The organism is Methylomonas koyamae, from assembly GCF_006483455.1.
Classification (GTDB): Bacteria; Pseudomonadota; Gammaproteobacteria; order Methylococcales; family Methylomonadaceae; genus Methylomonas; species Methylomonas koyamae_B.
Genome location: NZ_PPPU01000011.1, coordinates 23,857 through 36,118, shown reverse-complemented (window position 1 = coordinate 36,118; position 12,262 = coordinate 23,857). Strand labels below are relative to the sequence as shown.

The following is a 12,262-nucleotide window of genomic DNA, read 5'->3' as shown; positions in this document are numbered from 1 at the left end:
TTGTTTTCGAATGGGTCGGTGCCGGGCTCAACGGCAACCGCTTGGCGGTCGTAAAATTTACGCGGGTTTGTAACAATATAACGCTGTATTGGACCGTCAAAATCTAGTAACTTAGTATTCTTAGTATTCATGGAAAGCGGAATTTGTCCCGTGTCTATTACGCACGGACTCCGATCGGTCTTCAGTTCAAGGTGAGAATGAAATCCCGCGACGTTAGCTCTGCCGATTCCGGCACTCAATTCATCGATTCCTTCCTCCAACTTTTAGTCGAGCAGGAGGTGCTTGACGGCGCCAAATTGAAATATGCGCAGCGCGTGCAGGGCAAGCTGGAATCGCCCAAGCCGATTCTGGTGGTGTTGTGCGATTTGGGTTACGTCACCCATGCGCAGTTGGTCGAGGTGTTCCGCAGTCATCCGTTAAAAGTCAAATTGGGCCTGTTTCTGGTCGAATTCGGTTTTATCAGCGATAGCGATTTGCAACTGGCTTTGGCCCAGCAACAGCAGGCAGGCGGAGGCAAACGCCTGGGCGAAATCCTGGTCGAGCGCAATCTGATTTCCGAATCGAGAATGCTGGAGGTTCTGGCCGATCTGATGGGTATATCCGTGATCGACCTCAGCCTCGCCAACGTCGATCAGAGTCTGATGACCAAACCGATGCTGAAGTCGGCGAACAAGCACTGCTTTCTGCCGATCGAAAAACAAGTCGACGGTGTGTTGGTCGCGTTCGGCGACCCCATGGATCAAACCGCGATCGCAACGGCACGACACGTGCTTGGTTCCGAGGTGATTCCGGCAGTGGGCCGTTATTCCCAGATAATGCGTTTTTTGCTGAATTACGAACGTAATGCCCGGGAGGAGAAAGCCGCCTTCGGAGAGCAGTCTGCCGTTGCTTCGGTCAATGAAATTTTCGAGGATGCAATCCGCCAAGCGGCCAGCGATATCCATATCGAGCCGTTGGAGCATAAGTTGCGCGTCCGTTTTCGGATCGACGGCCTGATGGTGCACTATCGGGATTTTCCGGTTGCAATGGCCCAGGCCATGATCAGCCGGATCAAGGTCATGGCCGGCGCCGATATCGCCGAAAAGCGCCGGCATCAGGACGGCCGGGTATTGTTCGAGCAGGTCGCCACCCATCATGTGATCGACATGCGGGCGTCGTTTTTCAGTACCATCAACGGCGAGAAGATCGTACTGCGCTTGTTGAATCGCAAAACCGAATTGCTGGATATTCATGAAGTGGGGATGGCGCCGCTGATGTTGGAGCGGTTCCTGCTGGATTCGCTGGATGTCCCGACCGGCGTGATTATCATTACCGGGCCGACCGGTTCGGGCAAAACCACGACCCTATACAGTGCGGTCGACTATTTGAATGGTCCAGAAGTCAGTATCGTTTCGGCCGAAGACCCGGTGGAATACGTGATCGATGGCGTTGCCCAGTGCTCGATCAACCCGAAAATCAATTTGACCTACGAAGAAACCCTGCGCCATATCGTGCGCCAGGATCCGGATATCATCGTACTCGGCGAGATTCGCGACCGATTCTCGGCCGATACGGCAATCCAGGCCGCGCTGACCGGCCACAAGGTATTGACCACATTCCATACCGAGGACAGTATCGGCGGCCTGTTGCGTCTGTTGAACATGGAGATCGAGGCGTTTCTGATCTCGTCGACCGTGGTGTCGGTGGTTGCCCAGCGTTTGTTGCGCCGAGTCTGTAAGCATTGCGCCGAACCGTTCCAGCCCGATCCGGCCCTGCTCCGACGGCTGAATTTGACGGCGGACGACGTGATCGGCGCCCATTTTCTGTTGGGCAAGGGCTGCGATAAATGCCGCTTTACCGGTTACTCCGGGCGGGTTTGCGTGTTCGAGTTGTTGTCGATGAATGAGTCGGTCAAGGATGCGATCTTACAACGCAAGACGTCCTACGAAATCCGCCGCGTCAGTCTGGAGACCGCCGGTTTGGTGACTTTAGTCGAAGACGGGCTGGTCAAGGCTGCGGCCGGAATTACTTCACTGCAAGAAGTGATCCGCAACCTGCCGCGCTTCGGCAAGCCCCGTCCCCTTTACGAGCTGCGCCGTTTGCTGGGCAGCCGCTGATTTGATGAACTAACTAACATGAGCGAAAAATCATTAACGGATATGATCGATGAATCCATCGCCAGCGGCGCCGGTGCGCTGCCGGTGTTCCCGCGCGCGGTAACGGAATTGCGGCAGGCCTTGCAAGACGAAAACCGTTCGCTGGATAACATCGCCAAACAATTGGCAATGGACGCCAGCTTGGCCAGCCAGATCCTGCGGGTAGCGAATTCGTCGTTTTATGCCGGCCTGAGTTCGGTCAACACCGTCAAAGACGCAGTCGTGCGTTTGGGCTTGCCGCGTATCGTCCAGATTGCGACGTTGGTAATGCAAAAGGGCATGTTCAGCGCGCGGGACTCTGCGACTGAAAAATACATGGCCAAGCTGTGGCAGCATAGCGTGGCGGTGGCGTTGGGCGCGGAATGGTTGGCGAAACGGCTGTCCTTCCATGCGATCGCCGAAGAGGCCTTCATGGCCGGCCTGTTTCACGACATCGGCGAATTGCTGCTATTGCGCTGCCTGGATGATTTGCGGACTCAGGATCCCAAACTGAATCTGCCGGAGGATTTGCAGCTCGAATTGCTGATTCGCCAGCACGAAGCCAGAGGCGCCTGGCTGCTGCGGTCCTGGAATCTGCCCGAAACCTATTGTAACGTCGCCGAGTCGCATCATCGGCCGGTTAACGAGGATACCGGTACCGTCGAATTGGTGGTGCGGATAGCCGACATGGTGGCGTACAAGCTGGGTATTGCCTCCCAACCCCAACCGGACTTGGTGGTCTCCAGCAGCGAAGAAGCGGCCCGGCTCGGTTTGTCGGAAATCGCACTGGCCGAGCTGGAAATTGCTTTGGAAGATTCGTTGGCCTTGTCGGCCTGAGCTGTCGATACGGTCGCTAATTGCGGCGGCTTTGCATTAGAATGCGCGACAGGCCGCGTGCTTGGGCGCGGACTTCCTTTCTCTACCAACCCGTAGGAACAATGACCATCGAATTTCTGATTAATTTTGCGATTCAGTTGCTGGGCGCCGCGGCAGCCGCGGTGCTGGCCTACCGTTCGTTTCAAAAGCGCCGGATCCAGCTTGGCGCGGAACCGACTCTGCCGCAATACTTCATTCGCCGCAGCACCTACTGGACCGGAATCGGTTTGTACTGTGCCTTGATGGCGGCGTTGTTTTGTTTGTTGACCTGGCAATGGCTGCCGCTGGAGCCGTTGGTGACCTTGGTCGTCAGCCATTTGCGGGCCGGTAGCCTGGTCGAGCTGTTGTACGGTTTGGACGGCAACAAGTTGCTGCCGCTGATCGCCGCCGGTGTCGTGCTGTTCTTGATCGGTTGGGAAAGCGCGTTCAATCCGCTGCTGATTTTGCGCGATAGCATACACGATGCATTCGCGATCCCGACCAAAGCGGTCGAGGTCTACAACGCCTTGATCAAATCCCGGCTATCGGCGGTGGACGACAAAATCAAAGGTCAAATCGCCGACCGCCTGTTGGTGCAAAGCATCGACGCCGGCGATTTCGACAAAGCCGGTGCCACGGTCGAGTACAAATGGGCCCATAACAGCCTGTTGTTCGACCGAATTCAGCATTATGCCGACCAATCGTCTTACCGGCGGCTGTTCAGCGAACCGTCGCTGAAATGGGGCGAAATCTGCATTTCCTATAACGCGATGTCGGAAAAGGTCGCGGTATGGAAGGAGGCCGAGCCGCACTACACCAAGACCGTCAATCTATTGAAGGAACTGGACCGGCTCAGTGGGCTGCTGTGCCGGTTGCTGGCGGCGCTGGTTGTGTTCGGCAGCGCCAATGAGAACGAAATCTGGGCCACCGTGAAGGAACTGGGCGGTAACGTCCATGAGGCGCGGCTGAAGCATACCTATAAATACCTGCTGATTTTTGCAGCCGCGACCACTTTCGGCGTGATTTTGGGGCGCGAGGTCTCGGTAGCGTTGCACAACGTGTTTTTGTTTCCGGACAAGCCGCTATCCCACTTCAGTTACACCACGTTACGCTGGATTGCCTATTCGATTGCGATTTACGTGTTGCCGATCGCCCTGGTGTTCGTATTGCGTAGCGTCGCTTTCCGCCACCAGCAGGAGCCGGCCGACCGCTACTACGGCTTTTATATGGCGATGATGTTCGTCGGTTTCGTGGTCAGCACCTCGATATCCACTTTCATCCTGGAGCTGACGTTCTACCATCGCGGCGACTTCAATTTCCTGGACAGTTTCCTCGACCATGCCCGGTGGGGGATCATGCCGGCGTTGATCAGCGGCTTCGTCGCCTACCGGATGGATGCGCCGGCCAGCGACGCCGAAACCTTGAGCCAAGCTGCCATAGCTGCCGGATTGCGCTTTCTGGCCTGGGGCGGTATTGCCGTGATCTTCATGCTCTATGCGACCGACGATCTGGCGTTGGAAAAACTAAATCTGCGCTTTACCTTGGTCGGCACAGCCTTCTTCGTCACCGGCTTGCTGGGCGCCGCGACCCGATTCAAGACGGCAAGCGACTAATCAGCAAAAAGGGCCGGAATTCCGGCCTTTTTCATTTGCGCATTGCTGAGCTCGGCAGCCCGGCGAACGCTAAAGTTGCCGCGGCGGGAAATGGCGCCTCCCGCCGCGGTCGCAAGGCTTATGCCGGCACGATCAAACTTGGATCGTAATCTTCCGGCGCTTCGTAGCCCAGCAGATTCAATACCGTCGCGGCGATGTTGGACAGGCCCGGCGCCGCCAAGTCGTCGCGTAGCTTGTAGGCCGGATCGGCTTCGCCGGAGACCAGTACCAACGGCACCGGGTTGAGCGTGTGCGAGGTTTTGGCCTTGGTGCGGCCTTCGGCGTCGCGGGTGACGTTGCCTTTCTTGTCCAGTTCGTACATTTCGTCGGCGTTGCCATGGTCGGCAGTAATCAATGCTACGCCGCCGGCCTGCAGAATTACCGGAATCAAGCGCGCCAGTTGCAGATCCAGGCCTTGCATCGCGGTCACCGCTGCTTCGAAGTTGCCGGTGTGGCCGACCATGTCGCCGTTGGCATAATTGACGCGCAGGTATTTGTATTGGCCGCCTTGAATGGCTTCGATCAGCGCATCGGTAATCTCCGCACATTTCATCCAGGGACGTTGCTCGAACGGCACCACGTCGCTGGGGATTTCGACGTAAGTTTCCAGCGCATCGTCGAACTTGCCGGAGCGGTTGCCGTTCCAGAAATAGGTGACGTGGCCGTATTTTTGCGTCTCGCTGATCGCGTATTGGGCGACGCCGTTTTTGGCCAGGTATTCGCCCATGGTTCTATCGATGGCCGGCGGTTCGACCAAAAAGCGCGGCGGCAATTTGGTGTCGCCGTCGTATTGCATCATGCCGGCATAGGTCACTTTCGGCAGCGGACCGCGCTGGAACGGCGCGAAGTTTTCTTCGGTGAAGGCGCGGGAAATCTCGATGGCGCGGTCGCCGCGGAAGTTATAAAACACCACGGCATCACCGTCGACGATTTTGCCCAGCGGCTGGCCGTCTTTGGCAATCACGAAACCCGGCAAGTCCTGGTCGATGACTTTCAGTTCGTTGCGATAGGTTTCGATCGCTTCATGGGCGCTGGCAAACTGGCGGCCTTCGCCTTTGACGTGGATGTCCCAGCCGCGTTGCACCATGCTCCAGTCGGCTTCGTAGCGGTCCATCGTGATTTTCATGCGGCCGCCGCCGGAGGCGATGGCCACGTCGAAATTAGCGTCGCTTAAGTCCTCCAGATACGCTTCGAACGGATCGACGTAATCCAGCGCAGAGGTTTCACCGACGTCGCGGCCGTCGAGCAGAATGTGCAGCCGCACTTTAGACACGCCTTCCTGTTTGGCGCGATCGATCATCGCTTTCAGATGGTCGATATGTGAGTGTACGTTGCCGTCGGAAAACAAGCCCAAAAAGTGCAGGGTGCCGCCTTGCTTGGCGGCGGCAACCACTTCGTGCCAGGCGTGGCCTTGCCACAGGTGGCCGCTGGCGATCGACTCGGCCACCAGTTTGGCGCCTTGGGCGAACACCCGGCCGGCGCCGATGGCATTATGGCCGACCTCGCTATTGCCCATGTCCTCGTCGCTGGGCATGCCGACGGCCTTACCGTGCGCCAACAATTTGGTCATCGGAAAGTTGGCCATCAGCTGGTCCAGCATCGGCGTGCGCGCGGCTTTGACGGCATCGCCGTCGTCGCGCGGCGAAATGCCGACGCCGTCCAGAACGATCGTAACGACCGGGCCTTGGCAAGGGGAGAAGCGGGAAGATTTTGCTAGTTTCATACTGTTGTCGGATCGATGGAAAAAAGAAACCGTTGGAATAGGGCACCCGACTGTCTGCCGGATCAACCCGTCGCTGAACGATACGGCTCGCCAGCAAATAAGCCGGATATGTTAACTCCGATGGCAGCATCAAGGAAATCGGGATGGCGGCAAAGACCAAAGGCTGACCAGTTGGCGTGGATGCGGGTTAGGGGCGTTGGTGAGAATGTAACCCGTGTGGTGCTGATGTCGCTGAGGTGTTTGATGTTTTCGACCCTGAAGCGACGTTCGCTCCAGTTTTACTAATGTCCGCAAATTGATAATAAGTTGATGTGTGGTTTGCAGTGGTAGGCTGGGTTGAATGATAATGAAACCCAGCCTAGAAGTGGTTAAGTTTTCTAAGACTTAAGAGCAGTTCGAATGTAAAGAAACTAGGTTATTTCAAAGCAATTGCTGGGTTTCACCTTACTCTAGCCAGTCTACGACCCTCAGATTTGGCATTGGTACAAGTGGGTAAAAGGAAGAATTGACGACTGTATCGGCGGATGATGCTTCGATTATCCGCCATACAGCCCTGCGCGACCATAGATGATTAGGATTCAAAATGGATGAAAGTAACACAAACCCATTAGGCCTAGACCCTAAAAGGGAAAAATCTGGTAGTGAAACTTTTCGTAAGTATAACTACCAATATCACTGGGCTTTCTGTCGCATGCTGGATGAGCACGAAAAGGGTAATGAATTTGCTCTTTTTATAGAAGCGCACGAGGATGTCACTATTGCGAGTTCTTTAGATGCTGACAAAACTACATTTGAGTTTAATCAAGTCAAAGAAACATCAAAAACTTATACCGTTGATAACCTTACAAAGAAATCCAAAAAAGATCCTAAGTCTATAATCGAAAAATTGGCAATTAGCTGCTGTGATAGGTCCTATACAGATAAAATAACAAGAGTAAACTTTGTTTCAACTGGGGGATACAGTTTTGATTTTAACAAAAAAGGATATGCCTTTGAGGTACTCGATTCTGGCCAATTGAGCAAAGAAGAAGAAGAAAAGATTAAAGAATGCATAGCGCATATTAAAGATACATCGGGATTCTTTGAAAAATTAGCCTTCATAATACCCGGCCTACCTGATAAAGGATTTGATCATGTGGTTGAAGGAAGAATCAGTTCGTTGATAAGCAAGCTAGTACCAGGTTTAAAATATGACTCTAATTCTATCTACACATGCATTATCAGAGACTTGAGCAGAAAAGGAGAAAATATATTCGATTATCAAAATTGGGATGATGCGCTTAGAAAGAAAGCAATAACACATATTCAACTGGCAGAAGTTATTGAACACCATATAAGTCGAAAGCCCGACGAGAATATTGCAAATGAATTAATGTATATTCTAGCATCAGAATATTCACTAAATTCTATAGAGAGAAGGAAAGTTCGTAACGCTTTCGATCGTTATTACTTGAAAAGGGCGGCAAATAGAGAGCCCTTGATAAAATCTGTTTCAGACGACCTGATTACTAATATTAACAATAATATAGAAGGCTGCTCTAGCGCAAAGGATTTAGAGACAAAAGTAATAAAAAATCTCAATGAGAAAACTTTGTTATTTTTCTCAAACTCAGAAGACCTCACTGGTGCCTTTCTGTATGAATTTCTGGGGAGCGTAAAAATATGAGTCGGGATAATTTTAGCTATAAGCGACTAGTAAGAAGTCTAAGGAAAATATCTAATGAGAGAAATGTATTTCAATCGACTGACTATAATAAGCAAAACTCAAAGGAAAGCAGCTCAGTTCGACTTCTCAAGGAGCTACAATTTAATACTATCAAAAGAAAAAAATAGTGTTGGAAAATCATCTCTTGTTAAGAGTATATTTTGGTGCTTTGGTTGTGAGCCGCAGTTTGATGATAATTGGAAAGCTCTTGATAGCAGAGTGATATTAGAATTTGATATTAATGAAGAATCATACCTTTTGGCTAGACATGGTAATAGATTTATTCTGAAGGATAATCAAAATAACCATAAGGTTTTTTCCTCTCTGGGAGGAGATGGTTTTTCTTCCGCCTTGATGCGCCTAGTTAATTTCAATGCTCTATTAGAAGTACGTGATAAAGATGAAGTTACCACGCCTTCGCCGGCTTACTACTTTTTGCCCTTCTATATAGATCAAAAATTGAGTTGGGCGAATGCTTGGGCAGGCTTCCTTAATTTAAGCCAATTTGCAAACTGGAGAAAGACAATAGTTCCTTATCACACAGGAATGATTAAAAAAAATTACTTTGATACCACTGAAAAAATTTATTCAAAAAAACTTGAATCTACCGAAGTCAAAAAAGCCATTGAGCGATTAGATACTGCAATTTCCGTATTATGCGATATTCCATTTTTAAGTGGCCTAGTCTTGGAAGAAAAGGAGCTTAATGAAGTAGAAGAACAAATTAGTGTTGAAGTTATGGATTTATACTATCAGCAAGAAATTCTGTTTGAGGAGTTGGCTTCTTTAAAAGCGGAAAAAGCTCATGTGGAGTGTCAGATCATTGTGGCTGAAAATTCATTTATCGAGGCTTGCGAGGATTACGAATTTGCAGAATCTCTAGATGAAGATATTGAATGCCCTACATGTGGCGTTATCCATGACAACTCTATTGTAAATAGATTTACTTTGCTGCAAGACAAAAAGCAAGCTGAAGCCATAGTCCAAAGACTACATTCAGAGTTGATTCTATTGAACGAAAATATAGAGAAAAAAGACGTTGAATTTAAAAAACTTAGAGCACACATTAGCGAGCTTGATCAAAAATATTCGTCACCGGAAAACCAAAATAATTCTTTCTCCACCATCCTTGAATCAATTGCATCGAATTCGGTGAAAAAAAAGGTTGAAGGGGATAGATGCGTGCAGATTGAAAAATTACATAATCTTACTACCGATGAGCAACGTCTGATTAACGAAAGAACCAAGGCTTCTAAAGATAGCAGAGAAAAGATTAAAGGGGACTTTCAGGATTTATTTCCACGCTACGTTACTAAACTCAAGGCTTTTGGGGTTAATACTAGCCCTATAAAATCCCCAGAAAATTATTCCAAAGTTGCTGCAAGCGGCGGTGCAGCAGAGTCAACGAGAGCAATGCTTGCTTATTATGTCAGCATATACAATTTGATTTATAAGTATGGAGAGCATGTTTTATGCCCTTTTGTCATTGATACTCCGAATCAACACGAGCAAGCAGCAAAATACTACGATAGTATTGTCTCGCTACTTCTTGATGAGCTGCCTAAAAAATCGCAACTATTTGTATGTGGAATGGATTCCGAAAAGTTAAAGCCAATAAAGGATCTAGCAAAAGTAATATATTTGGATGTGGAGCACGCCCTGCTGAATAACACTACATATAACAGAGTCGAATCAGGATATTCCTATATATTTGAATCAGATTTTAATAGCGGATAACATGTTGCCTAACTAGATCCACCCTCGGCCAGCTTATGAATATCTTCTGTAGTTGGCGCTGTGTTCTACTGGATCGCTTAGCAAGGCGTTGACGGCTGCTCTTAGGCTTTCCTTGTCGTACACCATAAACTCCTGTTTGTCTCTTAATGGCCGAAAACGACCTATTTCGTGCCCTCAAACAATCACGAGTAGCCGCTATTTACCAAACAACTCCGCCATCGAAATCACATTCTTGGCCATTTCGCCGATCGGCATGTTGCGGTCCATCGCCAGCTTGCGCAGGGCGTGGTAGGCCTGGTCTTCGGTATAGCCTTGCGATTTGATCAAGATGGCTTTGGCCCGGTCCAGCAATTTGCGGTCTTCGAGCTGGGTTTTGGTTTTTTTCAGTTCTTCTTTCAAGGCATGCTGCTCCTTGAAGCGGGCGATGGCGATATCGACGATGGCCTTGATCCGTTTCGGCTCCAGGCCATCGACGATGTAGGCGCTGACGCCGGCTTTGATGACTTTGTTGATGGTGTCGGTTTGCTGGTCTTCGGCGAACATCACCACCGGTAACGAAAAACTCTGGTTGATTTCGACGATGGTCTGCAGGACCTCATCGGTTGGGGTATACAGGTTTAATACCACCACGTCGGGATGCAGGGTTTGCACGATCTGCAGCATGTTCAGCTCTTTTAGCCTGAGCGTGACCACCTCGCAGCCGTGTTGGCGTAACGCCGCTTCCAGCAGGCGCTCGCTATCGAATTCGTCGACGACTAAAACGTTCAATCCGGCCATGGTTAATCCAATGCGATTTTCAGCAACGAGCCGTCAGGCATGATTTCGGTAATGTAGTTTTTCGGTTCTTCCAGGTAGTAGATCAGACCGAGTAGTAACAGGCAGCAGGCGCTAAGAATCAGGAAGAAGGCGGTCGCCGAGACGAAGGTCAGTAAAATCAAGAACACGATGGCGCCGGCATTGCCGTAAGCGCCGACGATGCCCGCCACCTCACCGGTGATCGCGCGTTTGACCAAGGGCACAAAGGCAAAAATTGCGCCTTCGGCCGCTTGCATGAAGATCGAACACACCAAGGTGACGACCACGGTAACGGCAATCGACCATTGCGGCGAAATGAAGGCCATCAGGAGGTAGCCGCCGGCCAAGCCGGCTGAAAATAGCGTTAACGATAATTTGCGACCGATCTTGTCGCTAAGCCAGCCGCCTGCGGGGCGGGCAATGACGTTGGTCACGACGAAACTGGAAGCCAGCAGGCCGGCATCCAGCATGCCCAGGCCTTGGGTTTGGTTGAAGGTTTTGTAAAAAAATATCGGCAGCATCGACAGTACCGCCAGTTTGGAACCGAAGGTCACCAAATAGGCAATGGCTAGAATGAAGACCTGTTTGTAGCGGTAATGGTGGATGCTGGCGATCGGCTGGCTGAGACGGTCGGCGTTGTTGTTGACCAATTGGTAGCAGTGAATCAGGAATAGCAGCCAAACCACGCTATGTAACATCAAGGTGTAACCGGGGCTGATGACGGCGATTTCCGGCGTCGATAGCTTCCAGGCCAGCAGCGACATTGTGGTGTACAGCGGCGCCAGACTTAACATGTACAAAAACAAATCGCGAATGCTGGTGACTTCCATTGTTGCCGAGCGCCGGGTTTTCAAGGCGGCGATTTCGGGCGGGAAGTTTTCGACGCTAAAGTAGTAAATAACCGAATAGACCAGGGCGATGCCGCCGGTTAAAGCAATCGCCGTGCGCCAGCCGTGCTCGGCGCCGAAGTAAAATGCCAGTCCGGGCAGGAAGATCGCGGCGAAAGCCGAGCCAAAATTGCCCCAGCCGGCGTAAATTCCTTCTGCGGTACCGACCTGGCTGGCCGGGAACCAGTCGCCGATGATCCGCACCCCAACCACAAAACCGGCACCGATGAAACCAAGCAGGAAACGCGACCAAGCCAATTCGGCGAAATTCTCGGCGCTAGCGAACATGAAACAGGGGATGCTACATACCGCCAATAACACGCTGTAGCTGATTTTGGCGCCGAACCGGTCTACCAGCATGCCGGTGATGACCCGCGCCGGAATAGTCAACGCCACGTTCAGCAACAGCAGGATTTCGGCTTCAGTCTCGCTGATCCCGACATCTTGCTGAATCAAGACCAACAGCGAGGCGTGGTTGAACCAGATGACGAAGCTGATGAAGAAAGCTATCCAACTCATATGCAGGACTTTAGCTTTGCCCTGCATACTCAGCAGTTTAAACGGGGTAAATGACATGCGAATTCCGGGGTTGTCGATTCGGTAACTGTTAGCAGCTAGTATGCCAGCCCTGGCGGATAGCTGGGGCGGTCGTTTTGATCGGCTGATTGCTTCAATTTGGTGCAAAACCGCGCCAAGCTCGCCTTATTTGGGTGCAATGTTTAGGGGTTTGCGCTAGATAAGATCAAGTAGTGCCATTTTATCAATGCTTTATGAGTTGGCATGTATTTTGTTTT

8 protein-coding genes are annotated in these 12,262 nt (G+C 51.0%); 5 read left to right on the top strand and 3 right to left on the bottom strand.

All coding sequences use genetic code 11. From position 1 onward, the window contains the following. Nucleotides 1-197: 197 nt before the first annotated feature. The 3 genes from C2U68_RS05695 (at nucleotide 198) to C2U68_RS05685 (ending at nucleotide 4,582) form a co-directional block, all read left to right on the top strand. A complete protein-coding gene (locus C2U68_RS05695) occupies nucleotides 198-2,096 on the top strand; it encodes a GspE/PulE family protein (RefSeq protein WP_140911552.1) in 1,899 nt (632 codons plus the stop codon). A gap of 18 nt (nucleotides 2,097-2,114) precedes the next feature. Continuing rightward, on the top strand, nucleotides 2,115-2,951 hold the full coding sequence (locus C2U68_RS05690; protein ID WP_140911551.1) for an HDOD domain-containing protein: 837 nt from the start codon (nucleotides 2,115-2,117) through the stop codon (nucleotides 2,949-2,951). Nucleotides 2,952-3,052: 101 nt separating this feature from the next. Beyond that, a complete protein-coding gene (locus C2U68_RS05685) occupies nucleotides 3,053-4,582 on the top strand; it encodes a hypothetical protein (RefSeq protein WP_140911550.1) in 1,530 nt (509 codons plus the stop codon). 118 nt (nucleotides 4,583-4,700) lie between these two features. Here the strand turns inward: C2U68_RS05685 and gpmI are convergent, their stop codons facing one another. Next, nucleotides 4,701-6,344, bottom strand: a complete 1,644-nt coding sequence (gene gpmI / locus C2U68_RS05680) for a 2,3-bisphosphoglycerate-independent phosphoglycerate mutase (protein WP_140911549.1) — start codon at nucleotides 6,342-6,344, stop codon at nucleotides 4,701-4,703. A gap of 583 nt (nucleotides 6,345-6,927) precedes the next feature. Here gpmI and C2U68_RS05675 point away from each other — a divergent pair. Further along, entirely contained in the window at nucleotides 6,928-8,010 is a 1,083-nt protein-coding gene (locus tag C2U68_RS05675; protein WP_140911548.1) for a DUF4297 domain-containing protein, read from the top strand. A 54-nt stretch (nucleotides 8,011-8,064) separates the two neighbouring features. Then, nucleotides 8,065-9,786 (top strand): hypothetical protein, encoded by a 1,722-nt coding sequence (locus C2U68_RS05670; RefSeq protein WP_140911547.1) that lies wholly within the window; start codon nucleotides 8,065-8,067, stop codon nucleotides 9,784-9,786. 195 nt (nucleotides 9,787-9,981) lie between these two features. Here C2U68_RS05670 and C2U68_RS05665 read toward each other — a convergent pair whose 3' ends face one another. Both C2U68_RS05665 and C2U68_RS05660 read right to left on the bottom strand, forming a co-directional pair. Beyond that, nucleotides 9,982-10,563: an ANTAR domain-containing response regulator gene (locus tag C2U68_RS05665; protein ID WP_140911546.1), complete on the bottom strand. Its 582-nt coding sequence runs from the start codon at nucleotides 10,561-10,563 to the stop codon at nucleotides 9,982-9,984. 2 nt (nucleotides 10,564-10,565) lie between these two features. Further along, the gene (locus C2U68_RS05660) at nucleotides 10,566-12,044 is read right to left on the bottom strand and encodes an MFS transporter (protein ID WP_260839228.1); all 1,479 of its coding nucleotides are present in this window, start codon (nucleotides 12,042-12,044) and stop codon (nucleotides 10,566-10,568) included. Between the last annotated feature and the right edge of the window lie 218 nt (nucleotides 12,045-12,262).

Coding starts and splice junctions, on each gene's coding strand:
- gpmI (WP_140911549.1), bottom strand. CDS start 6,344: ATGAAACTAGCAAAATCTTCCCGCTTCTCCCCTTGCCAAGGCCCGGTC.
- C2U68_RS05695 (WP_140911552.1), top strand. CDS start 198: ATGAAATCCCGCGACGTTAGCTCTGCCGATTCCGGCACTCAATTCATC.
- C2U68_RS05685 (WP_140911550.1), top strand. CDS start 3,053: ATGACCATCGAATTTCTGATTAATTTTGCGATTCAGTTGCTGGGCGCC.
- C2U68_RS05690 (WP_140911551.1), top strand. CDS start 2,115: ATGAGCGAAAAATCATTAACGGATATGATCGATGAATCCATCGCCAGC.
- C2U68_RS05660 (WP_260839228.1), bottom strand. CDS start 12,044: ATGTCATTTACCCCGTTTAAACTGCTGAGTATGCAGGGCAAAGCTAAA.
- C2U68_RS05665 (WP_140911546.1), bottom strand. CDS start 10,563: ATGGCCGGATTGAACGTTTTAGTCGTCGACGAATTCGATAGCGAGCGC.
- C2U68_RS05675 (WP_140911548.1), top strand. CDS start 6,928: ATGGATGAAAGTAACACAAACCCATTAGGCCTAGACCCTAAAAGGGAA.
- C2U68_RS05670 (WP_140911547.1), top strand. CDS start 8,065: ATGAGAGAAATGTATTTCAATCGACTGACTATAATAAGCAAAACTCAA.